The organism is Flavobacteriales bacterium, assembly GCA_020635855.1.
Taxonomy (GTDB): Bacteria; Bacteroidota; Bacteroidia; order JACJYZ01; family JACJYZ01; genus JACJYZ01.
In genome coordinates this window covers 13,927-39,120 of the sequence record JACJYZ010000002.1, presented here as the reverse complement: position 1 = coordinate 39,120, position 25,194 = coordinate 13,927, and the positions used below count along the sequence as shown (strand labels likewise).

Annotated in this window: 25 protein-coding genes; 9 read left to right on the top strand and 16 right to left on the bottom strand. The window is 51.8% G+C overall.

Annotated features, from left to right (window positions below; genetic code table 11):
* Positions 1–3: 3 nt before the first annotated feature.
* Entirely contained in the window at positions 4–2,004 is a 2,001-nt protein-coding gene (locus tag H6585_00200; protein ID MCB9446745.1) for a fumarate reductase/succinate dehydrogenase flavoprotein subunit, read from the bottom strand.
* A gap of 52 nt (positions 2,005–2,056) precedes the next feature.
* Positions 2,057–2,833: a succinate dehydrogenase cytochrome b subunit gene (locus tag H6585_00195; protein MCB9446744.1), complete on the bottom strand. Its 777-nt coding sequence runs from the start codon at positions 2,831–2,833 to the stop codon at positions 2,057–2,059.
* A gap of 105 nt (positions 2,834–2,938) precedes the next feature.
* On the opposite strand from H6585_00195, the gene H6585_00190 reads away from it, so the two are divergent.
* From H6585_00190 to H6585_00180, 3 genes are all read left to right on the top strand, one after another.
* Positions 2,939–4,234 (top strand): aminopeptidase P N-terminal domain-containing protein, encoded by a 1,296-nt coding sequence (locus tag H6585_00190; GenBank protein MCB9446743.1) that lies wholly within the window; start codon positions 2,939–2,941, stop codon positions 4,232–4,234.
* Positions 4,235–4,314: 80 nt separating this feature from the next.
* The gene (locus tag H6585_00185; protein MCB9446742.1) at positions 4,315–4,842 is read left to right on the top strand and encodes a DUF4382 domain-containing protein; all 528 of its coding nucleotides are present in this window, start codon (positions 4,315–4,317) and stop codon (positions 4,840–4,842) included.
* Positions 4,843–5,557: 715 nt separating this feature from the next.
* Positions 5,558–6,472 carry an SUMF1/EgtB/PvdO family nonheme iron enzyme gene (locus H6585_00180; GenBank protein ID MCB9446741.1) on the top strand — a complete coding sequence of 305 codons (915 nt, stop codon included), beginning with the start codon at positions 5,558–5,560 and terminating at the stop codon, positions 6,470–6,472.
* A 53-nt stretch (positions 6,473–6,525) separates the two neighbouring features.
* On the opposite strand, the gene H6585_00175 is transcribed toward H6585_00180, so the two are convergent.
* From H6585_00175 to H6585_00165, 3 genes are all read right to left on the bottom strand, one after another.
* Positions 6,526–8,022 (bottom strand): hypothetical protein, encoded by a 1,497-nt coding sequence (locus tag H6585_00175; GenBank protein ID MCB9446740.1) that lies wholly within the window; start codon positions 8,020–8,022, stop codon positions 6,526–6,528.
* Entirely contained in the window at positions 7,985–8,353 is a 369-nt protein-coding gene (locus H6585_00170) for a hypothetical protein (protein ID MCB9446739.1), read from the bottom strand. Before H6585_00170 ends, H6585_00175 begins: the two co-directional genes overlap by 38 nt.
* A gap of 67 nt (positions 8,354–8,420) precedes the next feature.
* On the bottom strand, positions 8,421–8,888 hold the full coding sequence (locus H6585_00165) for an NUDIX domain-containing protein (GenBank protein ID MCB9446738.1): 468 nt from the start codon (positions 8,886–8,888) through the stop codon (positions 8,421–8,423).
* 206 nt (positions 8,889–9,094) lie between these two features.
* Between H6585_00165 and H6585_00160 the strand changes: the two genes are divergently transcribed.
* Positions 9,095–9,982 (top strand): DUF2279 domain-containing protein, encoded by an 888-nt coding sequence (locus H6585_00160; GenBank protein MCB9446737.1) that lies wholly within the window; start codon positions 9,095–9,097, stop codon positions 9,980–9,982.
* Positions 9,966–10,499 carry a hypothetical protein gene (locus H6585_00155; GenBank protein ID MCB9446736.1) on the top strand — a complete coding sequence of 178 codons (534 nt, stop codon included), beginning with the start codon at positions 9,966–9,968 and terminating at the stop codon, positions 10,497–10,499. The genes H6585_00160 and H6585_00155 overlap by 17 nt, the downstream gene beginning before the upstream one ends.
* A gap of 448 nt (positions 10,500–10,947) precedes the next feature.
* Here H6585_00155 and H6585_00150 read toward each other — a convergent pair whose 3' ends face one another.
* From H6585_00150 to H6585_00115, 8 genes are read right to left on the bottom strand one after another with little or no spacing between them, the layout of a single operon-like run.
* Complete coding sequence (locus tag H6585_00150) at positions 10,948–11,457, bottom strand: DUF2480 family protein (protein MCB9446735.1); 510 nt, start codon at positions 11,455–11,457, stop codon at positions 10,948–10,950.
* Between the two features lie 3 nt (positions 11,458–11,460).
* Complete coding sequence (locus H6585_00145; GenBank protein ID MCB9446734.1) at positions 11,461–11,778, bottom strand: DUF59 domain-containing protein; 318 nt, start codon at positions 11,776–11,778, stop codon at positions 11,461–11,463.
* A 10-nt stretch (positions 11,779–11,788) separates the two neighbouring features.
* A complete protein-coding gene (locus H6585_00140; GenBank protein MCB9446733.1) occupies positions 11,789–12,211 on the bottom strand; it encodes a SufE family protein in 423 nt (140 codons plus the stop codon).
* 2 nt (positions 12,212–12,213) lie between these two features.
* Positions 12,214–13,467, bottom strand: coding sequence for a cysteine desulfurase (locus H6585_00135; protein ID MCB9446732.1), 1,254 nt, complete (start codon positions 13,465–13,467; stop codon positions 12,214–12,216).
* Positions 13,468–13,471: 4 nt separating this feature from the next.
* Positions 13,472–14,737, bottom strand: coding sequence for a Fe-S cluster assembly protein SufD (sufD, locus tag H6585_00130; protein ID MCB9446731.1), 1,266 nt, complete (start codon positions 14,735–14,737; stop codon positions 13,472–13,474).
* Positions 14,734–15,492 (bottom strand): Fe-S cluster assembly ATPase SufC, encoded by a 759-nt coding sequence (gene sufC, locus H6585_00125; GenBank protein ID MCB9446730.1) that lies wholly within the window; start codon positions 15,490–15,492, stop codon positions 14,734–14,736. Before sufC ends, sufD begins: the two co-directional genes overlap by 4 nt.
* A 42-nt stretch (positions 15,493–15,534) precedes the next feature.
* On the bottom strand, positions 15,535–16,980 hold the full coding sequence (sufB, locus tag H6585_00120) for a Fe-S cluster assembly protein SufB (GenBank protein MCB9446729.1): 1,446 nt from the start codon (positions 16,978–16,980) through the stop codon (positions 15,535–15,537).
* Between the two features lie 22 nt (positions 16,981–17,002).
* Positions 17,003–17,332, bottom strand: a complete 330-nt coding sequence (locus H6585_00115) for an iron-sulfur cluster assembly accessory protein (protein MCB9446728.1) — start codon at positions 17,330–17,332, stop codon at positions 17,003–17,005.
* A gap of 95 nt (positions 17,333–17,427) precedes the next feature.
* On the opposite strand from H6585_00115, the gene thiL reads away from it, so the two are divergent.
* The 3 genes from thiL to H6585_00100 are packed head-to-tail and all read left to right on the top strand — an operon-like array spanning position 17,428 to position 22,242.
* Positions 17,428–18,492 carry a thiamine-phosphate kinase gene (gene thiL / locus H6585_00110; protein ID MCB9446727.1) on the top strand — a complete coding sequence of 355 codons (1,065 nt, stop codon included), beginning with the start codon at positions 17,428–17,430 and terminating at the stop codon, positions 18,490–18,492.
* Positions 18,489–21,473 carry a histidine kinase gene (locus H6585_00105; protein MCB9446726.1) on the top strand — a complete coding sequence of 995 codons (2,985 nt, stop codon included), beginning with the start codon at positions 18,489–18,491 and terminating at the stop codon, positions 21,471–21,473. Before thiL ends, H6585_00105 begins: the two co-directional genes overlap by 4 nt.
* Positions 21,474–21,483: 10 nt before the next feature.
* On the top strand, positions 21,484–22,242 hold the full coding sequence (locus tag H6585_00100; protein ID MCB9446725.1) for a response regulator transcription factor: 759 nt from the start codon (positions 21,484–21,486) through the stop codon (positions 22,240–22,242).
* Between the two features lie 328 nt (positions 22,243–22,570).
* On the opposite strand, the gene H6585_00095 is transcribed toward H6585_00100, so the two are convergent.
* The 3 genes from H6585_00095 to H6585_00085 all read right to left on the bottom strand — a co-directional run bounded on the left by H6585_00095 (position 22,571) and on the right by H6585_00085 (position 23,870).
* On the bottom strand, positions 22,571–22,870 hold the full coding sequence (locus H6585_00095; protein MCB9446724.1) for a type II toxin-antitoxin system RelE/ParE family toxin: 300 nt from the start codon (positions 22,868–22,870) through the stop codon (positions 22,571–22,573).
* A complete protein-coding gene (locus tag H6585_00090; protein MCB9446723.1) occupies positions 22,867–23,100 on the bottom strand; it encodes an addiction module protein in 234 nt (77 codons plus the stop codon). Before H6585_00090 ends, H6585_00095 begins: the two co-directional genes overlap by 4 nt.
* A gap of 491 nt (positions 23,101–23,591) precedes the next feature.
* Positions 23,592–23,870, bottom strand: a complete 279-nt coding sequence (locus H6585_00085) for a hypothetical protein (GenBank protein MCB9446722.1) — start codon at positions 23,868–23,870, stop codon at positions 23,592–23,594.
* 541 nt (positions 23,871–24,411) lie between these two features.
* Here H6585_00085 and H6585_00080 point away from each other — a divergent pair.
* Positions 24,412–25,179: a GLPGLI family protein gene (locus H6585_00080; GenBank protein MCB9446721.1), complete on the top strand. Its 768-nt coding sequence runs from the start codon at positions 24,412–24,414 to the stop codon at positions 25,177–25,179.
* Positions 25,180–25,194: the final 15 nt, after the last annotated feature.

The window sequence follows — 25,194 nt, the reverse complement described above, 5'->3', positions numbered from 1 at the left end:
TTATTATTTGTAAGAGCGTTGTTTCAGCTCAATGTTTTCGTATTTCAATTCTTCCTTGTGCAGGACGGCTTCAGAAGGATCTCCCTTGTATTCCCATGCGGCCACGTAGGTGAAGTGATTATCGTCACGTTTGGCCTCGCCGTCTTCGGTCTGATGTTCTTCACGGAAATGACCGCCGCAGGACTCTTCCCTGTTCAGGGCATCCTTGCACATCAGTTCTCCGAGTTCGAGGAAGTCGGCCACACGGCCTGCCTTCTCCAGTTCCTGGTTGAATGCATCCGCTTTGCCGGGTACTTTCACATCTTTCCAGAACTCATCGCGAATGGTGCGGATTTCGGAGATGGCTTGTTTCAGTCCTTCGGCATTCCGGGCCATGCCACATTTGTCCCACATCACCTTACCCAGGCGTTTGTGGAAATGATCCACAGAATGTTTTCCGTTGTTACCCAGGAAGTGATTGATGTTGTCATTCACCTGTTTTTCCGCCTCCACGAATTCGGGCAGGTCGGTGGAAATCTTCCCGGTGCGGATGTCATCCGCCAGGTATTCACCTATGGTGTAAGGGATCACGAAGTAGCCGTCAGCAAGTCCCTGCATCAACGCGGATGCACCCAGGCGGTTGGCGCCATGATCGGAGAAGTTGGCTTCTCCGAGCGCGTAGCAACCGGGGATGGTGGTCATCAGGTTATAATCAACCCAAATACCGCCCATGGTGTAGTGCACGGCAGGGTATATTTTCATTGGGGTCACGTACGGGTTGTCATCGGCAATCTTCTCGTACATCTGGAACAGGTTTCCGTATTTCGCCTCCACCACTTTGGTACCGAGTTGAATGATCTCTTCCTTGCTGGCATTGTGGTGGCCCTTCACGTTGGCTTCGATCTGACCATACCTTTCGATGGCAGAAGAGAAATCAAGGAACACGGCTTCTCCCGTGGCATTCACGCCGAAGCCGGCATCGCATCTTTCCTTGGCGGCACGCGACGCAACGTCCCGTGGCACGAGGTTCCCGAAGGCGGGATACCTTCTTTCCAGGTAATAGTCGCGGTCTTCGGTGGGGATATCATTCGCACGTTTCTTACCGGCGCGGATGGCTTCCGCATCTTCTTTTTTCTTGGGCACCCAGATGCGTCCGTCGTTGCGCAGCGACTCCGACATGAGTGTCAGTTTCGACTGGTAGTCGCCTGATACCGGGATGCATGTCGGGTGGATTTGTGTATAGCAGGGGTTGGCAAAGTAAGCACCTTTCTTGTGGGCCTTCCATGCGGCGGTGCAGTTGGATCCCATGGCGTTGGTGGAAAGGAAGAACACGTTGCCGTATCCGCCGGAGCAGATGAGTACGGCGTGTGCACCGTGGCGTTCGATTTCGCCGGTGACCAGGTTGCGTGCGATGATGCCGCGCGCCTTTCCGTCAACAATCACGAGGTCGAGCATCTCGTGGCGGTTGTACATCTGCACCTTTCCTTTACCCACCTGGCGGCTCAGGGCAGAATATGCACCGAGCAGCAGCTGTTGCCCGGTCTGACCTTTCGCATAGAACGTACGCGACACCTGCACACCACCGAACGAGCGGTTATCCAGCAAACCTCCGTACTCACGTGCGAAGGGCACGCCCTGTGCCACGCACTGGTCGATGATGTTGGCAGACACTTCGGCGAGGCGGTACACGTTGGCTTCGCGTGAGCGGTAGTCACCCCCTTTGATGGTGTCATAGAAAAGGCGGTAAATGCTGTCGCCGTCGTTCTGATAATTCTTGGCGGCATTGATCCCGCCTTGTGCGGCGATGGAGTGTGCGCGGCGCGGACTGTCCTGAAAACAGAAGGCCTTCACATTATAGCCCAGTTCGGCGAGGGATGCTGCAGCGGAGGCTCCGGCCAGACCGGTACCCACAACGATCACATCGATCAGGCGTTTGTTGGCCGGACTGACCAACGGGATGTGGCTTTTATGATTGGCCCATTTGTTGTCGATGGAGCCTTCCGGAATTCTTGCGTTCAATGCCATTTGATTCGATATCCTTTGTTCTGTTGAATCTGAAAACTGATGATATGCGCGATTAATGAGTCAGCATCACGTACACCGGGATGGCAGCGAATGCGAGTGAAACGATCACTGCGAACGCCATTCCCACTTTTTTAATTACGGGCGTATAGGCCTTGTGACGCAGGCCCATGCTCTGAAAAGCGCTCTGGAAACCGTGTGACAGGTGAAAGCCCATGGCCAGCATGCTGACAACGTACAGAGCCACGATCCACGTTTGCTGGAATGCTTCCATCACGATGGTGTAAAGATCTTTCATGGCAGGTCCTATGGTTTCGCCATTCAGTATTACCATGCCATTCATGATCTCTCCACCCTTGATCACTTCACCGGTTTTTAACAGCGGGGAAACGCCGTCCTGAGCCATCATAAAGGGAAGTGTTCCGAAATGATATTCGAACCAGAAATCACCCATATGCACCACGATGTAGATGAGCATGATCAGTCCGAGTACCGCCATGTTGCGGGACGCCCACACGCTGTTGGCACCTGCATTGTTGCTGGCATAGGCCACCGGACGTGCGGCTTTGTTCTGTACGGTAAGCATGATGCCGTCAATGGCATGGAAGATGATGCTGAGATACGTGAGATAAGAAAGGATCTTCACCGCCGGATTGGTGGTCATGAACACGGCATACTGGTTAAACTGAAGCTGCCCCTCGTACCCGGAGAGAAACAATTGCAGGTTACCGGCCAGGTGCCCTATCAGAAAGAGGCAAAGGAACAGACCTGTCAATGCCATCCAGTATTTCTTGGCCAGCGAAGATTTTAAAAGTGCAGATGAACCGCTCATGGAAGGTTGATTTCGTGAAATGCTTTGTAAAAAATCTATCTTAGCAAGTGCAAATTTAACTTTCACCTCCAATAATAAAAATCAGAGTTAGCCCCGAAATAGGAAATGAGATATCAACCGATCGACCGTCAATTGTTCATTGAGAACCGCAAAAGGTTCGCCAGCCACATGAAAGAAGGTGGTTTGGCGATCTTCCATTCCAACGATGTCATGCCCACCAATGCAGACGGTACGATGCCGTTCAAACAAAACGCTGATCTGTTTTATTTGTCGGGGGTAGACCAGGAAGAAACGATGCTGGTGATCTTCCCGGGGGCAAAAGATCCCAAACACCGGGAAATCCTTTTCGTAAGGGAAACCAATGAAGAGATTGCCATCTGGGAGGGTGCCAAACTCGACAAAGAAGCGGCAACCCGCATCTCGGGCATTGCTGCGGTTTACTGGACAAGTGACTTTGAAAAGGTGCTCGACATCCTGGTGCCGGAAGCATCCTGTGTGTACCTGAACACCAATGAACATCACCGGGCTAAGGTGGAGGTGGAAACCAGGGATGCCCGTTTCCTGAAATGGACCCTCGACCGCTACAAACTTGACCACTATGAAAAATCGGCCCTTATCCTGCACAACCTGCGGATGATCAAAAACGATGTGGAAGTGGCACTGATTCAAAAAGCTTGTGACATCACCGAGGCCGGCTTCCGCAGGATCCTGTCGTTCATCCGCCCGGGTGTAATGGAATACGAGATTGAAGCGGAACTTGCACACGAATTCCTGCGACACGGCTCACGCGGTTTCGCCTACACCCCGATCATCGCCTCAGGTTTCAATGCGTGTGTATTGCACTACATCGAGAACGATCGTGTGTGCATGAGCGGCGATGTAATCTTGCTGGATGTGGCGGCGGAGTATGCCAACTATGCCTCCGACCTGACCCGCAGCGTGCCCGTGAACGGAAAATACACCTCGCGTCAAAGAGATGTATACAACGCGGTATTGCGCGTAATGAAGCAATCCATTGCCATGCTGGTTCCGGGCAACACGCTGAAGACCTACCACGAAGCAGTGGGCAAGCTGATGGAAGAAGAACTCATCAAACTCGGACTGCTGAATGCAGCCGAAGTGAAGAAGCAGGATCCGGAAAAGCCGCTGTACAAAAAGTACTTCATGCATGGTACGTCGCACCACATGGGACTGGACGTACACGATGTGACCGTTGCCGATGCGCCGTTTGCACCCGGCATGGTGTTCACATGCGAACCGGGCATCTACATCCGCGAGGAAAACCTGGGCATCCGGCTTGAGAACGACATCCTCATTACCGAAAACGGACCCAAAGACCTGATGGCATCCATCCCACTGGAAGTGGAAGAGATCGAGGATGTGATGAATGTGCCTGTATAAGCCGTAACAGAGCACCTGAACACTTGGAAATCCCAAGGAAATGTACTATTTTGCTTGACTAAACAAAGCGCAAACCTCCAATGAAACGCATTCTCCTCACCCTGGCCGGCGTGTCCGTACTGTTGTTCGCCGCCTGCAGAAAAGAAGCCAAACTCCATCAAACCGGGAGCCTGACCGTCAAGTTAACAGATGCACCTGCTGCATACGACTCCGTTTGGGTTGATATACAACGTGTGGAAATCCACCTGGTATCTGACCAGGACGGCGGCAAATGGATAAGCGTACCCACCAACAGCGGCGTGTACGATCTGCTCCAGTTGCAGAACGGCATCGACACCACATTGGCCGATATCGACAGCCTGGCGGAAGGCAAAATCACGCAGATGCGCCTGATCCTCGGCAACAACAACTCACTTTACACGAATGGTTCATGGGAACCAATGACAGTTCCCAGCGGATCACAATCCGGCATCAAACTCGTGGGCAACATTGAAGTGCAGGCCAACCAGAACCTGGTGGTGAAACTCGACTTCGATGCGAACCAATCCGTGGTGCTGAACGGCAACGGAGATTACCACCTGAAACCGGTGATCAAGGTGCTGGACTAAATCATATCAACGACAGATGAAAAAAAGCCTCTTCGACCGAAGGGGCTTTTTTTTGATATATTCGTTTGTGTTATCCTCCGAAGTATCCGTGGTTGTACCTATTGCATAAATGAAGAGAATCAATTTTTCAACCTTGAGAAGGCCCCTGTTGTGCTTGGTTGTGATGATGTGGGCGGGAAGCCTGTTTGCCCAGGATGAAATGGTGAATGCCGGTTCAACCCATCAAATTCCCTACCCGCTGGATGTGATGCCGCCGTGCGTGCCGCCTTCGGAGAAACTTGAAGCCATGCTGGCAAACAAAAATTCCAAAGACGGGTCTGCCAAACTCACCGAGGAAGAATTTGAAAGCCTGAACTTTGTTGAACATTTCATCCACGCATTTTACCATCCGGAATCAAATACCTCATCCGGTTCCGCATCTTCTCTTCCAAAAGATATTTTGCAAAAAATCCCCGCCGCACAACCACGCCGGGGTGATGGATTCACCATGAGCGACCGGCAACGGAAAGCGCTGGTGAACAACCGGGACAAGACCATTGCCATGATCTCGCAATGCATCAAAATTTCAGGCCAGATCAATACGGAATTCAAACGCATGATCACCAACCTGGATGCGTACGAGATGATTCCGTGGCTGATCGAGGTATCCCGCGAAAGCAAGGTGAAGGACCCGTATTTGGTTACCCTTCTTTGCGAATTGATGAGCCGTGGCTACATGCCCTTCATTGAGTCCGACATCTACCAGCAACTTTATCCCGAAGGTTTACCCGATTTTTCGGAAGCGTTGTACAAAAGATCCATCCCCTTCACCAAAACGAACTATGAGAAGATACTGGGTCTGGCAAATGGTTATTACAACAGCAAATTTTCAGCTCTTTCCGAATTTGTGAAGATCCCGATGGGTGAGTACTGGGTGGGTGAAAAAGGCCATGCATTCAATCCCTACCATGTGACAAAGACACTTGGATTTGAGATCTGCAGGCATGAAGTAACCAACCGTGACTTCGAACAATTTGTGAACAGCACGGGCTACATCACCCTTGCCGAAAGAAGAAAAGATGCGTTTGTATGGAGGGAAGGGACCGATACATCGGAATGGATACAGGATCCAACCGCCAACTGGAGATACCCCAACGGTGGGTCCCAGGGAGGCATTGCAGACAAAATGGATCACCCCGTTACCTGCATCAGTTTCCAGGATGCGCAGATCTATTGCATGTGGGCGAAGGTGAGACTGCCAACGGTTGATGAATGGGAAATCGCATCACGCGGTGGTTCGGAATACCGGAAGTATTTTTTCGGGGAAAGCAATACAAACATTTCGGAATACGCCAACATCGGGCAAGGGGTCACGCATCCCGCAGCCGATCTGAACGAAGGCTACTCCACCACAAGTCCGTTGGGAAGTTTCAAACCCAATCCGATCGGGTTGTATGACGTCTATGGAAATGTATGGGAGTTTTGTTCCGATGTACCGGCTTCCATGAAAAGCATGGAGAACATTGCGACCACACGGGGCGGATCCTGGTGGTGTTACAAAGACGCCTGTGGCTTCTCTAACTCGATTGACATCGGTCAGGTGCAGAAAGAGGCATCCTTTTCCAACAACGGCTTCAGGGTGGTGAGATAGATTTAGTTTGTGGTTTGTGGTTATCTACAAAGTAAAAACTACCACCTTCAAACTTACTCACGTATTACAACTGCATACGGGTCCACCGACAATTCCGCTTTATAACCCGGCACGAGTTCCAGCGTGTTCATGTCGAGGATGGTCAGGTATCCGTTTCTTCCGCCACATTCGGTTGTGTGATGCGGCGCCGGACCGTCAGACACCGCATTGCGGTTGGCCACATACACCCATTGCTTTTCATCATCGGGGATGAGGCCGTGGGGTTGAAAACCCGTGTACACAAGTTTAACCAGGGCGTGGGTCTTATAATTGATCACAGCCACTGAACCGCGTTTGCCCGGCGTAGTGGTCTGGTCCTCCATACAGGATACAAACACATAATCGGTGGAAGTGGAAAATTCAATCTCTTGCGGATAGGTACCCACCGGCACCGTGGCGATCAGCTGATCATTATTTGAATTGAAAAAACGGACCTCGTTCGATTTCTGGCAGGTAACCGCATATTGCGAACGGTCGGGCGAAAAGCGTACGTCATGCGGGTCATACTTCGGTGCAACGGTTTTGGGCTCTCCGGGTTGCAGGATGATCTCCTCGATATCAGGTGAAGAAAGATTACTGACATCAATCTTGTACATGAAGTTGCCGGTCTGCGCAGTCACATACAATGTGTTCACATCGCGCATGGCGCTGCCGTGTGGCCATTGGAACAATCCGGATCCTTTGTAGTGTACAAGCACTTTCATGTTGATCAGGTCCACCACCGCGATGGTACCGTTGGCCGACCAGTCGATCACATAAGCCTTGCTTCCGTCGTCGCTGATGGCAAAGGAGTTCCAATTACCGGTTCCAAGGTTTACTTCTCCCGCGAGGCTTTCATCTTCTGTGCTATACTTCTGAAAGTATTGTCCGGCTGTATAGCACACATAGAAATATTTTCCGTTGGGTGAGATGAGGGCGCGGTGGGGTGATTCGATGGCAACGTCATGCCCGATATCCACATACCGCATGATGAGGTTGGTGGCGGCATCGATGACCGCTACGTTGTCGCACCCCTGATTGAACACGTATACTTTCTTGCGGTCGGGGTCGCCGGAAAACATCACCTCTCCCTTGTCGTTGGGCGCGCCGGCCAGGATCCAGTCGCGCAGGGTGGTGACCTCATCACGTGTCAACGGTGCTTCGTCAAGCGGCATGGTGGGAATAATGGAGGGCCCCAGGTCGCTGTAGGTATTCACGAAGAACATAAGAAAGCTGAAGTCGGGCCGGAAGGGCACCACGGCGGAGTTATCGCGGGTACCTTCAAAGAGTTGGTCCCAGGTTTCCAGGGCAAGGCCCGATGCAGCATCGCGACTTTCGGTATTGTGGCAACCGCTGATCGCGCATTTGGGTACGATGATCTTTTCCACGCTGGCGGGAAAGCCGCTGGGTTTGCGCGGCGCCAGGCTCGGGTCGGTGGCGCACGCAGACATGATTACCGCGCCGGCAACCACGGGCAGCATGTGTACCGATGGCTTACTCGGTAACCGGAATATCTTTTTCCAGTGCTGCATGTTTGTCACTGATCACGATGGGTATCCCACCGGTCACCACTTCGGCGATGGTGCTGTCATACCCAACAGAGTAGAGATAGTAATAGCCTTTCTTCAAACCTTCAAAACTGTAAAGCGCACCTGGGGTACTCGCTGTGGCATGATCATCGAAAGCATCTGCTGAGGTACCCGGAAGTTCTTTCGCACCGTACTTGATATACACAACCGCATTGGGAATGGCTTTTCCGTGATGGGCCACAGTACCTGAAACAGAAGCCTTCCCTCCTGTTCCTTCCTTTGTGCAGGCACCCATACCCAGCAAAAGCAAAAACGCCAAGAGATACATTTTCATGAAGACCCGTTTTGGAGTTGAACAGGAAAGGTATCGAATTTTTAAGAATGATGGGAGGAAGGAGAAATCAACAAAAGAACGAATGGTTCCTTCCGAACAACATGTCCACATCATAGGGATTCACCAGTTCCGGCAATTCGTCTTCGCCGAAATAGTCGAGGCCCTGTGTTTCAGGATCGGTGTATGCACCGAATTCCCCGCCGGTTACCCGGCATTCGAACACCACCACGGTGGGTTCTCCCTGATCACCATTCTCGTATGTATGCCTGTACACCGCTCCTCCGAATACGCCCACCAGGCGCACAGGTGCTACAATTAATCCGGTTTCTTCCTGTACTTCCCGCACCAGGGTTTGCGAAGGAGTTTCACCCGGTTCGATCATACCCGAGGGCAGGCTCCAACCGTATTTTTCACCTTTAAACTGGAGCAAAACACGGTTATTCTCATCTCGGATAATGGCTGCCACTGCAGGGAACAGCAGCACTTCGTGACCTATACATTCACGTATCCTGGCTACATGTGGAGGAATGGGCATGGGGTATGGTTCAATGATTTCGGGGGCAAAGGTAGTGTATTGGTTATTGGTTGTTAGTGATTGGTTATTCGTTGTTTGTTGTTCGCTGCGTACCCGTGGCGACGGCAGGCAACTTGAAACTCGCAACTTGCCTGCCCGCCATAGCTTTGGCAAAGGCGGGAAACTTGAGACTCATTCCTCCCTCCGCATTCATTACATTTGTGCCCATGAAAAGGCTTTTGCTTATTTGTTTGACAGGGTGCTTGCTATCCGTTTCTGCGGGAAACGCATCAGCCGGAACAAAAGACAGTGTTGATACCGAAGGGATCCGACGCGGGCGGTTCGCGCTGGTTTGCGGAGCCGCAGCATCTACACTGGGTGCATCGTATCTGTACCTTCAGAATACCTGGTGGAAAGAAAAGGCCCAGGCTTTCCACTTCGACCAGGGCAAAGACCTGAAGTATGCCATCAACATAGATAAGTTCGGGCACTTTTATGGCGGGATGCTTGCCTCCGATTTATATTCACAGGCGCTTCGATGGTGCAATTTTTCAAAGGAAAAAGCCACCCTGTATGGTGCAGGTTTTGGCACATTTGTACAGCTTGCCATTGAAGTAAAAGACGGCTTTGCACCCAGATGGGGTTTCAGTCCGTGGGATATGATAGCCGGCAGCGCAGGCAGTTTGTACCCGGTCGGGAAAATGTATGTACCCTTCCTCAGAACCACGGATGTGAAGATGAGTTATTTCAAACGCAGCAATCACTACTTCGAATCGGTGAACCCGCATGCGCGTGCCAATGCATGGAACGACGACTACATCAACCAAACCTATTGGATCACTTTCAAACCGAATGCATATCTGGGTGAATATGCAGAGAAGTGGTGGCCCGACTTCCTCGCGGTAGCTGCCGGGTTTGGCGTAGATACAGAGATGGATGGAAACGGCGCAGGCAACCTCGAATTTTATCTGGCCTTTGATTATGACCTGCCTGCTTTGTTCCCACCCGAGCGCAAGGTATGGCGCACCATTGCCCATTATGTGAACTATTTTAAATTTCCGGCACCGGCATTACGCTTCAGCCCCACATTCATTGCCTATGGCGCATATTTCTAAGCACGTGTTCCGCTTCCTGTTGATGGTTCTGTTTGGGTGTTGTATACTACCTGCACAGGCGGGTATCGGCGCAACATATGACCTTAGGCAACAACGCAATGAATTGCTGCGAAAAATGGATGGTCAGTCGGATTGTGACAGCATCCGTTCTTTGCAAGCACAGTTATCGGTTAATGAAGATGCCTTGCTGAAAAGCATGGAAGAAACCCTGGGCCAGGAACGCGAGTTATCCCGCAACCGTCAACTCCTTTTGAACCAGCAACGATGGATCAGCCTGGCATGTGTGTTGCTGATGCTGATCGCGCTTGCCATCCAGTTGATCACCCACACGCGCATGCGTCAGAAAGAACAGCCTATGGTCTTTTACCGCAGGTTATGGTCGGATGCCGGCAATTTCTTTCTCCACCCCGCAAAGCTAGCGTCTGCGCATAAGCTCTCCCTTTCGGATGTACTGATCATTGTCAGCATCGCAGGCATGTTGATTTCCCTTGCGCTTCATCTGGGACATTTATATTGAGAGTCGCCCGCCTTCGCTAAAGCTATGGCGGGCAAGCAAGTCGCGAGTCTCAAGTCTCAAGTTGGATCGTCCATCCTAATGCCGGATTGCATCTGATGTCTAATACACAACGTCGGGGTTTATGTCCGTTGGCCGCGAACCTCAATTTTCAAATTGCCACATTACCACATTTTCAAATCGCTGCTCATTCTTACTTCCGCAAGTTCCGGCACAACGTTATCCCATCTCACATTGATCATTGTTGTAACTTGAATTGGCCTGCCTGCCGTTACGCTGGCCTTCGGGTCGGCAGGCAGGGGCGGGGATTGGTGTGCCCCTGAGGGAATGATGAGTGACGGACTATGAATAGCAAATGGGACTTACGTCTCAGGTCTGACATCTGACATCCAAGTATGCATCCGCTTGACCGATCGTTTCTACGGCCGAACTACAAACAACAAACCAGAAACTACAAACTTTTTTTGAAAATCGGGACTGTTGAACAAGCTTCGCCGAACATCAGGCTTTTGACCACCGGTTTCAACCTTACCGATATGTCGAGAAAAGCGGAGGGAGGTACGGGAATGCGTCCGCATCCGTGGATCAGTACGCGCTTATCGTGATAAGTTTCAACGTCCAGGTTTTGAATCGCCTCCCGGAAAAGTTCACGCAACAAATCATCCATCGTACCAAACACAACCCCGGCTGCCACCGGTTCGAGGTGCACACCAACCAGCATATATGCCCAGGTGGGAACAATGGCATCGGCCGAACAATGCACCGCAACAAACTTGCCGCGATACTGTTCCCAATCATGCTCGGCCACAAATGCACGGAAGTCTTTTTCGCGCAGCAACAAACCTTCGAACAACGCGGGAGCAATGTCCAGCAGCACCCTTTCTCCCGGCGGCAACAGGTCATCCATTTCGATGTTGACCAACCCGCTCCCGGCAACTTTATTGATGATTTCGTCTGTCATGGATCACATGAATCCGAGTTCGAACATGGCTTCTTCCGACATCAGGTCTTTGGTCCACGGCGGCTCAAACGTCAGTTCTACTTTGGCGCTTTTCACTTCCGCCATACCTGCAATCTTCTGCTCCACTTCTGCGGGAAGGGTTTCGGCAACGGGGCAGCTCGGACTGGTAAGCGTCATGGTAACGATCACGTTGGATTCATCGTCGATGTCGATGCCATAGATCAGTCCGAGTTCCCAAATGTCCACAGGAATCTCAGGGTCGTAGCACGTTTTGATCGTTTCTATGACCAGCTGTTCGAGTAATGCTTTGTCCAGTTCCATCCTTACCTCCTTATGCAGACCTGGCGGATAGGGCCAGTGCGTACATTTTCATTTGTTTGATCATGGAGACCAACCCGTTCGAGCGCATCGGGCTTAAATGCTCTTTCAGACCAATCTCATCCACAAACCTGAGCTTGCAGTCCAAAATGTCTCGGGGCGATTGACCCGAAAGTGCACGCACCATTAATGAAACAATTCCTTTTGTAATCATAGCATCGCTGTCCGCATCAAAAAAAATCCTGCCATTTTCGAAACGCGGATAAAGCCAAACTTTAGCCTGACAACCCTTTACTAAAAACTGTTCCTTCTTCTCCTCATCAGGCATTGGATTTAGCGATTTCCCTAGGTCAATAATATGCGCATATTTGCCCGACCAGTCTTCAAAGAATGAAAACTCGTCGATGATCTCTTGTTCTGTTTCTTCGATGGACATGGTTATTCAAGCATCTGTTTCGATTTCCGTATGCCTTCCACCAGGCGCACCACTTCTTCTTCCGTGTTGTAGAAAGAGAACGATGCACGTGCCGTTCCCGGAACCCCGAAGCGGTTCATCAGGGGTTCGGTGCAATGGTGTCCGGTACGCACGGCGATGCCCATCTGGTCAAGGATGGTACCTGTGTCATAGGGATGCGTGCTACCTACCAGGAAAGAAATCACCGCTGCCTTGTGGCGTGAGGTACCGATGATGCGCAAACCATCGATCGCCTGCATGGCTTCTGTCGCCTGTTGCAGCAATGCGTCTTCCATGGCAGCGATCACATCCATCCCGATGTGTTGCAGGTAGTCGACCGCCGCACCGAATCCGATGCCGCCTGCGATGTGGGGTGTACCCGCTTCAAACTTGAAGGGCAATTCGTTGTAAATGGTCTTTTCAAAGGTGACGGTTTTGATCATGTCACCGCCACCCTGGTAAGGCGGCATGTCTTCCAGCAATGCCTCTTTTCCGTACAGAATGCCTACACCGGTGGGACCGTACATTTTATGCGATGAAAGGGCATAGAAGTCGCAGTCCAGCTCCTGCACGTCAATGGCCAGGTGCGGTGCCGCCTGTGCACCGTCAATGAGTACCGGTATGTTACGTGCATGTGCCTGGGCAATGATGTCTTTAATCGGGTTGATGGTGCCGAGCGAATTGGACACATGGTTCACGGCTACGATGCGTGTCTTGTCGGTCAGCATTCCGGTCAGCCGATCCACTTCAATTTCGCCGGCATCGTTCACCGGAAGTACGCGGAGATGGGCACCTTTCTCTTCACAGATCAATTGCCAGGGAACGATGTTGGAATGATGTTCAAGCGTGGAGATGAGCACCTCATCGCCCGCTTTCAGGTGCTTGCGACCGAAGCTGGAGGCCACCAGGTTGATGGAATCCGTGGTGCCCTTCGTGAAGATGATCTCATGCGCATGCGCCGCGTTGATGTGCCGTTGCAGCTTGCCCCGTGCCTCTTCATAGCGTTCGGTGGCATGGGCGCTAAGGTAGTGCACACCACGGTGGATGTTGCTGTGTTCGTTGCGGTAGTATGCATCCACCGCATCAATCACCTGAATGGGTTTCTGGGAAGATGCGGCGTTGTCGAGGTACACCAGGGGCTGGCCGTTCACTTTTCGTGAGAGGATCGGGAAATCTTCCCTGATCTTATACACGTCCGGCAGGTTGGTTTTATGTTGTGTCACGACTTCCGTTTCCATGGGTTCAAATGGTCTCGAGTTTCGAGTGGACGTAGGTCTTTACTTCTTCAAAAGGTATTCTTTCCAGCACTTCTTCACCGAATGCCTGCAACATCAGCCGCATGGCACGGTCGGCACCGATCCCGCGCGAACGCAGGTAGAAGATGGCTTCTTCATCCAGGCGTCCGGTGGTTGAACCGTGGCTGCACTTCACATCGTCGGCATAGATCTCGAGTTCGGGTTTGGAGTTCACAGTGGCCTGATCGCTGAGCAGGATGTTGCGGTTCGACTGGAACGCATTGGTCTTTTGGGCGTGGGGTCTTACAAACACTTTTCCGTTGAACACGCCGGTTGATTTCCCATCCAAAACACCTTTGTACAACTCATCGCTCATGCAATCGGGCTGGCGATGATCCACCACGGTGTGGTTGTCTACATGCATACCATCTTGTGTCAGGTACAAACCGTTCAGGTGTGATTCGATGTTGCGGCCGTTCAGCTGCACATACACATTGTTGCGCACGAGCTGACCGGCAAGCGTGAACGTATGTACACCACCGCGGCTGTCCCTGGCCTGCGACAGCCAGGTCTGGTACACCTGCAGCCCCTGGTCCTGTTGCAGATAACAGATGTTGAGTTCGGCATTTTCGGCGACAATGGCTTCCGTTACCGAATTGGTGAAACCGGTTTCACATGTTGATGCCTGTGTGATCACTACGTTGATCTTGCTGTTCTTTCCTGCGATCACCAGGTACCTGGGAGATGTAGCATACGCGCCTGTGATGGCCTGTGTGAGGTACACCGGTGCTTCCGCCTCGCACCCGTCAGGTGCAATCAGCACGGTCACATCGGAGGCGTGCAGGGTGTTCAATGCAGCGAATATTTCCGTCTTGTGTTCCGACAACGAGCCCAGGTGTTGGCGTACCAGGTCGCCGTGTTGCTTGAGGGCTTCGCTGAGGCCACCGATAAAGATCCCGTCCTGTTCCACGTGAAAACCCGCAGGCAGCGCACCATTGGAAACCACGGCACATTGTTGTTGGGCAAAAGGAACATCCAATGCCTTCAGGTCGGCCGGTTGGTTATCGGCTTTCTCAAAGGTTTTTTTCAGGAGGGCGGTGATGGGGGTATACTTCCAGGCCTCGGTCTTGCGGTTGGGAAGCTGCAGATCCGGCAATGCCTTGCGTGCTTCATCGGCAATAACAGGCAAGGCTTTGGCAGACGAACGCACCAGTCCGTCAATGAATGCCTTCTTCTTTTCTTCCTGGGACGATGTGGCAGTGGCGGTACTCATGCGTTCTGTACGTTTTCTTCCTTGATCCAATCGTAACCCTTTTCTTCCAGCTCAAGGGCCAGTTCCTTGCCACCGGTTTTCACGATGCGGCCTTTATAGAGCACATGCACCACGTCGGGCACGATGTAATCCAGCAGGCGCTGGTAGTGGGTGATCACGATGGTGGCGTTCTCCGGGCTCTTGAGGGCATTCACACCTTTGGACACGATGCGGAGTGCATCGATATCGAGGCCTGAATCGGTTTCATCGAGGATGGCCAGTTTGGGTTCCAGCATGGCCATCTGGAAAATTTCGTTGCGCTTCTTTTCACCGCCGGAAAAACCTTCGTTCACGGAACGGCCGGCGAGCTGTGCATCCAGTTCCACCAGTTTTTGTTTTTCTTTCAGCTTGGCGAGGAACTCCTTCGCCTCGATGGGTTCCTGTCCGTGGTAGGCGCGGATCTCATTGATGGCGGTTTTCAGGAAATTCACATTGCTTACACCCGGAATTTCCACGGGATATTGGAAAGCCAGGAACAGGCCTTCACGGGCGCGGTCTTCCGGACTCATTTCCGAAATATCCTTTCCCAGGAACTCAAGTTTGTCGGCTGTCACTTCATAGTCTTCCCTACCGGCCAGCACCGATGAGAGGGTACTTTTTCCGGAACCGTTGGGTCCCATGATGGCATGCACTTCACCGGCTTTCACTTCCAGGTTCAAACCCTTCAGGATTTCTTTTCCGTTGATGGAAGCGTGTAAATTTTTGATCGTCAGCATATCCTTTTCAATTCCTAATTCTTAATTCCTAATTCCTAATTTTTACCCCACGCTTCCTTCCAATGAAACCGCGAGCAGTTTCTGTGCTTCAACCGCAAACTCCATCGGCAACTGGTTGAGCACTTCCTTGCAGTAGCCGTTCACGATCAGCCCTATGGCTTTTTCAGTGTCGATGCCACGTTGGTTGCAATAGAAGATCTGGTCTTCGCCGATCTTGGATGTGGTGGCTTCGTGTTCCACCTGCGCACCGGGGTTTTCCACCTCGATGTACGGGAAGGTATGTGCACCGCACTGGTCGCCCATGAGCAGTGAATCACATTGGGAAAAGTTGCGGGCGTTGTTGGCGCCGCGTTGGATCTTTACCAGTCCGCGGTAACTGTTGTTGCTGAAGCCGGCGGAGATGCCCTTGGAGATGATGGTGCTACGGGTGTTGTTCCCGATGTGGATCATCTTGGTTCCGGTATCGGCCTGCTGGCGGTTGTTGGTGAGTGCCACCGAGTAGAACTCACCCACCGAGTGATCACCTTTCAGCAAAACGCTCGGGTACTTCCAGGTGATGGCCGATCCGGTCTCCACCTGTGTCCAGGAGATCTTCGAATGTGAACCAAGGCAGATGCCGCGCTTGGTAACGAAATTGTAGATACCGCCCTTGCCTTCTTTATCTCCCGGATACCAGTTCTGAACGGTGGAATATTTTACCTCCGCTCCTTTCAATGCCACGATTTCCACCACGGCTGCATGCAGTTGGTTTTCGTCGCGCATGGGTGCGGTGCAACCTTCGAGGTAGCTCACGTAGCTATCTTCATCCGCCACGATGAGGGTTCGTTCGAACTGTCCGGTACCAGCGGTATTGATGCGGAAGTATGTAGAAAGTTCCATCGGGCAGCGCACACCTTTGGGGATGTAGCAGAAGGATCCATCTGAGAATACGGCCGAGTTGAGGGCCGCAAAATAGTTATCGGCTGCAGGCACCACGGAACCCATGTATTTCTTCACAAGCTCGGGGTGTTCCTGTACGGCTTCACTGAACGAGCAGAAGATAATGCCGAGTTCGCCGAGCTTTTCCTTAAAGGTAGTTTTCACCGATACGCTGTCGATCACCGCATCTACGGCCACACCGGTGAGCCGTTTTTGTTCTTCCAGTGAAATACCCAGCTTGCTGAAAGTCTCCAGCAATTCGGGATCCACCTCGTCAAGGCTTTTCAGTTCTTTCTTTTTCTTGGGTGCTGCGTAGTAGATGATGTCCTGGTAATCAACAGGAGTGTACTGCACGTGTGCCCAGCGGGGCTCATCCAGGGTGAGCCAGTAACGGTAGGCTTTCAGGCGCCATTCGAGCATGAAGGGCGGCTCGTTCTTTTTGGCGGAGATGATGCGGATCACATCCTCATTCAATCCCTTGGGGATGGCCTCCGTTTCGATGTTGCTGGTGAATCCGTATTTGTATTCGCCCTGGGTGAATTCTTCTAGTATATCGTTCTGTTCAGGCATGGTGTAGGGGCATTTACTTCGTTCAAACCGCAAAGCTTTCACCGCATCCGCAGGTACGGCTGGCATTGGGATTGATGAATTGAAATCCCTTTCCGTTCAATCCGCCGGAATAATCCAGCTCGGTTCCCACGAGGTATAGAAAACTCTTCTTGTCCACCACGAGGCGGATGCCATGGTCTTCAAAGGTCTTGTCCTCGTTCTTCACTTCGCGGTCGAACTCCAGCTTGTACATCAAACCGGAACAGCCGCCACCCGAAACGCCTACACGTACGTAACTCGTTTCCGGGTCGAATCCTTCATCCTGCATGAGGATGACCAATTTTTCCTTAGCTTTGTCTGTTACCTTAATCATTTTGAACAACTTAAGGTTATTATTCTTATTTAGATTAATTCTAAATAAGAACATCAGGACAAAAGTATGTAAAGTTGTTCAACTTTTCAAATGACATGATAGAAGACAAACCCATCCGTACCGAGATCAATGAACTGGGAGAATTCGGTCTCATCGACCACCTGACAGGCGCTTATGAAACCACCCGCGAAGAAACCCGCAAAGGCATCGGTGACGATGCAGCGGTGATCCTGTCCGGTGACCACGCCTTCCTGGTATCTACCGATATGCTGGTGGAGGGGGTTCATTTCGACCTGACCTACACCCCGCTGAAGCACCTTGGCTACAAGGCCATCACCGTGAACCTTTCAGACATCGCAGCCATGAATGCGCTTCCCGCGCAGGTGACGGTATCCATTGCCATTTCCAACCGCTTCTCACTGGAAGCACTGGAGGAATTGTACAGTGGCATCTACCTTGCATGCAAGCGTTATGGCGTTGACCTGGTAGGTGGCGACACCACCTCTTCACAGTCCGGGCTTGTTATTTCCGTGACAGCAATGGGGCAGACCTATCCGGATCAGGTGGTGTATCGCAGCGGTGCGACCGAAGGCGACCTGCTGGTGGTTACCGGTGATCTGGGCGGCGCATACATGGGTCTGCAAATCCTGGAAAGAGAAAAAGCCGTGTACCAATCCAATCCTGCCATCCAACCCGACCTGGCCGGAAACGACTACATCCTGGAACGGCAACTGAAACCCGAAGCACGCATCGATATTATAAAGGAATGGGCCAAGCTCGGCATCCGCCCCACATCGTTGATTGACATTTCCGACGGCCTGAGCAGTGAAGCCCTTCACCTTTGCAAAGCTTCAAAACTCGGATGCCGGTTGTATGAGGAGAAGCTCCCGCTGGATGCAACCACCATACGCGTTGCGGAAGAGTTCAACCTGAACACCACCACATGCGCGCTGAACGGCGGGGAAGACTATGAACTCCTGTTCACCATTTCCCAGGAAGACTACGACAAACTCCGTAACCACCCCGACTTCACCGTGATCGGTCACATGACGGAAAAAGTGGAGGGTGCTCACCTCGTCACACAGTCGGGTACACTCACACCGCTGCAAGCCCAGGGGTGGAATGCACTGACCAGCCAGAACCAACCCGGGCAAAAATGAGAGCAGGGATCCGGATCATATCCCTTTTCCTGATCCTGCTACCCGCTTCGGGACAACTGTTCGGTCAAACCCATAATTTCCGGAACTATTCGGTAAAGGAGGGGCTCCCGTTCATCCACGTATACGAGATCTTCCAGGACAGCAAAGGCTACCTGTGGAGCGGTGGATACGGTGGCATGAGCCGCTTCGACGGACTCGACTTCCGCAACTTCTCCGAAAAAGACGGATTGGCCAGCTACTGGGTCACATCTTTCGCCGAAGATCATGAAGGCAACCTATGGATAGGAACGCTCAACGGCCTCAATTGCAGTCGACACATGCCATGGCCCAACATGCCCATCCAACTGAACACCTATCGCACAACAGAAGGGCTACCCGACAACCAGATCAACTACCTCCTTTATGACACCCACAGCAGGTTGTGGGTGGCTACCCCGAAAGGCATGGGTGAATGGAAAGACAGCACGTTCACTCCCGCTCCCGCACCGTTGGGCAATGGCAACATCCTGAAACTTCGAGCCGGTTGGAACAACGACCTGTGGGTTGGAACAGATGACGGTCTGTACCATTTCGCCAACAACATCATCACTCCGATTCAACTCCCGGCCGGTGTTGACGGACCCAAGACCACCGCCCTGTTTTGCGACACCATTCACAAGGTGCTGTATGTCGGCCGGGGTTCCCAGATTTCCGTTCTGAAAGAAAATGCCGGTCAACCCACCGTCGAAAACATCATCTTACCAGAAGGATTCCAGGATGCCACCGTACTGGCCTTTGCTTTCGACATCCGCAACCAATGCTGGGTGGGCACCAACAAGGGGCTTTTCCTCTGGCACGGAGGAAATGATTTTGAGCAGTATGTACTGAAAGACGACATCAATGCGGCGTTGGTACAAACACTGTTCAAAGACCGCGAAGGCAATCTGTGGATCGGAACATACGACGGGCTCTTCCGATACCGCACCGACGAGTTCGTAACCTACCAAAAGAAAGACGGCCTGAAAAGTTCTTTTGTATACGAAATCCTGCGTGACCGAAAGAACAGGCTCTGGTATGCCAACAAACAAGGAATACAGTACATGGTTGGGAAGCGGGTGGTTACACCTCCCCTTCCAACCTGTGATGCATGGTCGTTGCATGAAGACACGCAGGGAAACATTTGGGCCGGCACCGACAAAGGCCTGCTGATCTATAACCCTCAGACCGGTACCCATACGAGGTATGACAAAACCAACGGACTGCGCTCCGACTCGGTCACCGCCATTTGCCAGGTTTCCGACCATGAATACTGGCTGGGCAACCACAATAGCGTTACCCACATGGTAAAGGACAACCGGGGTGCATGGCAATTCACTTCCACCGACCTTCATCAGGGAGAAAAAGACTATGATGTTTGGAACATCATGGTAGACCGGGATCACAACATTTGGTTCGGAACTTTCCTGGGTGGGGTGTTCCGGTTAAAGGACGGCGTTTGGGAAGACATGACCATCCAACTGGGTTTACACACCAATGCGGTACTAAGTATCTTACAAGATCATGACGGCATTTATTACCTCGCCACGATGGACGGGCTGTGTATTTACAAACCCGGAACAAAACCCGGTGTGATCGGTGTGAAGGAAGGCTTGAGCTCCGGGCTGCTGTACACACTGTTGCTAGACCACCAGGAGAAATACCTGTGGATCGGTTCCAACCAGGGACTGAACCGCATGGACCTGCGCGCATGGAAACAGGAAGGCCGGATCGAGCTGAGGAAATACGGGTATGAAGAAGGCTTTCTAGGCGTGGAAACCAACGGCCCCAGCGCATGGGAAGAAGAAGACGGAAGCCTTTGGTTTGGCACCGTGAACGGACTGATTCACTTCAACCCGAATGCATATGTGAGAAATGAAGTGCCCGCCTCCATTCACCTCACCGGGTTGCAGCTGGCATATACCGATACATTCTTCCGGTCGCCCGTGCAGTTACCGGCCAGCCAGAACAACCTCACCTTTCACTTCCAGGGCATTTGTCTCACCCGCCCTACCACCGTCAAGTACCGCTACAAACTGGAAGGATTTGAAAAGGAATGGTCACCAGCCACATCCGACCGCATGGCCCGGTATCCGAACATCCCGCCCGGGCGCTATACGTTCCGCGTTCAATGCTCCAACAACGAAGGCATCTGGGGTGTAAAAGAAGCAACCTTCCGGTTCCTGGTCGACAAGCCCTTCTACCTTCAATGGTGGTTTGTGGTGTTAACCGTACTGGTCATCGGGGGTACCATCTTCACACTGGTCCGGTACCGCATCCGCACCCAGCAAAAGCGTGAAAGGGAAAAGGCGGAGAACGAGATCCGGCTGGCCACACAAGAGCTCAAGGCCATCCGCGCGCAACTCAACCCGCACTTCATCTTCAATGCACTCAACTCCATCCAGCATTTCGTGCTGATGCACCACGACGAATCGGCCGGTAAGTACCTGAACAAGTTCGCCCGGTTGATGCGACAGATCCTGTCTAACTCCGAAAGAAGCCAGGTGACCATCCAGGAAGAACTGAACGCCCTGCAACTGTACCTGGAGTTGGAGGTGCTGCGTTTCGAAGACAAGTTCTCATTCAGCATCACGGTGGATCCGGAGATCGACACCGAGTATTATGAGATACCACCGCTACTGTTACAACCATTTGTGGAGAATGCGATCCTGCACGGACTCGGGCCCATTGCAAAAGGAGGAAAACTGGAAGTGGCCCTCAGCAAACAGGGAGTTGATTTGCACATCACCATCACCGATAACGGTGTGGGCCGGCAGAGAGCACGGGAACTGAAGTCCGCGTCCAGTCGCAAAGAACACAAATCAATGGGCATGAGTTTGTCGCACGACAGGGTGGATGTTTTCAACCGCGTGCTGAACACAACGATCCGTGTGGAAGTGCGCGACCTGGAAACCGACGGAAAGCCATCGGGCACCCAGGTTGTCATTATCATACCGATATCCTAATTTTAGCGCCATGAGCACGTCCGTAAAATCCCGCGCCATCATCGTTGAAGACGAACAGAAGAGCGCAGATGTATTGAAGAAACTGGTTGAGAAGTATTGTCCGGAAGTGGAGCTGGCAGGCATGGCCACCGGCGTTCAGGACGGCGTAAAGTTGATCCAGGACGTCAAACCCGAGCTGGTGTTCCTCGACATCGAGATGCACGACGGCACCGGTTTCGACCTGTTGCAAAAGGTGAATGCAAAAACCTTCGACGTGATCTTCACCACCGCATACATTCAGTATGCGATCAAGGCCATTCGGTTCAGCGCGATGGATTACATCCTGAAACCGATTGACGCCGACGACCTGCGGGATGCGGTGCGCCGCTGCCTGGGCCGCAAGGACCATTCGATCAGTGACGAGCGGTTCAGCACACTGTTGGCCAACCTGGGTAATGAATCACGCCTGAAGAAAATCGTTGTGCCCGAAGGTGACGGCATGACGTTCATCGGACTGAGCGACATCATCCGCTGCGAATCCGACGGTAACTATACCTACATCATCCTCAAAGGCGGCAAGCGCATCGTGGCCACCAAAACGTTGGGGGATTATGAAGACATGCTGGCCGAGGAGAACTTCGTGCGCATCCACCGTTCGCACCTGATCAACCTGGAGCATGTGTCCAGGTACATCAAGGGAGAGGGCGGTTATGTGATCATGAGCGACGGATCAGAAGTGGAGGTCTCCCGCCGCAAAAAGGCCGAATTCCTGGAGCGAATCTCATCCTGAAACCCGCTACACCAAAGGGTCTTTCCGTTCATCCGCCATTTCCTGCCGTTTATTTATTCTGAGGAACCACTCGCACATTTCCGGTTGTAAAGAGATACAAACAAGCGTACACTTGTGTGAATCGTTCTTTTCATAATTCCTAGTTTATTTATTATTAATGAACCAGGAGGGGAATTGGGGATTGAAAGCCTTACGTGGTTTGGAATGATGCGGCCTGGCTACAAGAGGCTTTCGTAAAAAGATCCCCGCAAAAAAGAGGTATCGGGAAACCGGTGCCTTTTTTTGTTTGTACGAATGAATATCTGTTGCAGACAGAGGGTGGTGGGCATCACCTCAACCGCTTCCTCCAGCCGGATGGCCTCCTGCGTGTACTGAACACCGCATACACTACGATACCCGTCGCCTCCCATTCATATATGACCACGTAAGGAAATACCGCCAACCGACCGAACCGGCAATTGTGTTTTCTCACCTGAAACATGCGCGGGTTGTCTACTATTTGGTGCATGCAGTTCTCTACCGCATCCATGAACCGTTCTCCCAAACCTTCCAGGATGTCTTCGTAATACAGATAGATGTTACGAATGTCTTTTTGTGCCTCCTCTGTGATAACGAGCCCAAGGCTCATTTACGGGATCGGACATTCTTCCTGACTTCCTCCCATGTGTAGGACCGGGACCGACCAGCTTTATGGTCTGCCCGCCTTTTGTCCAACTCCTGTTCCTGCGATTGGGACAGTTTGAAAGCTTTGCCTTCCTTACCGGACAAGAGGATATCATGTACAACACGCAATACCCTATTGTCCCCTGTGGTTTGCAACAGTTGGACGATAGAAGTTTTCAGTTCTGAAGTGCTCATGGCATCGGTGTCAAGATGATTAAAGATACAGAATTCATTGCAAGGATAGGGTAAAAAGACTTTTTGTTTGCTCCGGATGTAAGTCTGAACATCACTTTCTCCGGGCAGACAAAATGAACCACATAGGTACATAGCGCATAAAGGTTATCCGGCTATGTGATCTATGTGCCTATGTGGTTAAAAAGTTCATTTCACCTTTTCCTTCTTTTCCACTTTCCTTCATCCTGTTGCATGTGCTGCACCGCAATGACCACCATGCGATGCCGGGTGGAAAGCTTGTAGTACACTGCATAGGGAAACCTTTTAACAATGGCCTTTCGGACATCCCGGTATCTTACCTGGCAAGCCTCAGGATGACGTGCAATTTCAATGATACGGGTGTGAAGCGCCCTCAGGCAAAGTTCTTCAAGACCTGATTGTTGCTCTCTATTCCAAGCGCACGCATGCCGTACATCCGCAGCGGCAAGGGTGGTAAAATCAACCGTGTACATTTACTTGCGATCCCCGCGCAGGCGGCGGTAGAGATCATCCCAATTTTCCACCTCATCCGGATGGTTATTGAAATGTTCCAGACGCTCATCGATCAGTTTCTTTTCTTCGGGAGAAGGCTCCTCTTCGTTGGTGAAGGCTTTCATCATGGCATGCACCACCCTCAGAAAACGTTCGTCATTGATTTTGTCAATGAAGTCGTGCAGATGGGATTTAAGTTCGGTGGTGCGCATGACGAGTATGTGGTCATACAAATATATCAGATTCACGGAGGCATTCATAGGGCAAGGGGTTAATCCGACGAGTTTTTCGATCCCGGCAAACTTACTGTGAAAAAGGCACGGATCACGGGAGATGTAAGTCTGTACATCACTTTCTCCGGGCAGACGAAATGAACCACATAGGTACATAGGACATATAAGGATACCCACCCGGCCATGTGCGCTATGTGCCTATGTGGTTCAACATGCTCGCTCACCTGTACAATCATTATTTCTCTTTCTTTTCTCCTGTGATGAGTCCACAACGCCGGAACGCCTGCCACCTAGCCGGGCAAGCCGAAGGCAGTTGGAAAGAACGATGAACCCTCCGCTTCAGAAAAACAATCGGATGATGCGCCAATGAGATAATTTGAAAATGGCATTAAACCTTGCCGGTTTCCCTGCATCTACCCAAAGAATAACCCATGTGTTTACCTGCCCGGTGCACATGAACAAAAATTATTCAACTACTTCTGGACTGGCGACGCGTAACCACCTATCTTCACGGTAATTTTGCCGGAGAAAGCAGCGTAGCTTTTGTCCGAACCGGAACCACAAAGCCATGAAACAAAGCCTGCTCATTCTGATGTTCCTGCCCGTGCTTGGCATGGCCCAACCACACGAAGGCAAGGTGATGTACCAGGAAACCCTGGACATGGACATTGAAGCCCGCGCCCAACGCATCCGCGAACGGATGGATGGCGTGGAAGGTGCCGATGCCATCATCGCACGCATGAAGGAAATGCAGAAATCACAAAAGGTGCTCACCTTCACCCCCACCCAATCATACTACAAAGCATACGAAGATCCCACGGAGCCCAAAGAACTTGACGGCAGCAGTGGCGCCACACGAAGGGGCATGATGCGACCCAAGCTGGAGGTGTACCAGAACCTCGCCGAAGGCAGGGCGGTTTCCCAACAGGATTTTATGGGAAAACTGTTTCTCGTGAAGATGGATATGAAAGACCAGAAATGGAAGCTCACACCCGAATCTGACACCATTGCCGGCTACCTGTGTCAAAAGGCAACATCCATGAAAGATACACTCCAGGTGGAGGCCTGGTTCTGTCCGCAGATTCCCGTATCGGCAGGTCCGGTGGGATTCGGACAACTGCCCGGACTCATCCTGAAGCTCAATGTGGAAAAGAGATACCAGGTTCAGGCCACCAAGGTCACCTTCGAACCGGTGGATGAGGCTTCCTTCCACGAACCCGACAAAGGCAAGGAAGTAACCGAAGAAGAATTCACGGAACTCGTGAAGGAAAAGATGAAAGAAATGCGTGAGATGTACGGCGGTGAACGAGGCGGAATGCGCATGATGATGCATTGATACTGATCGTCCCTG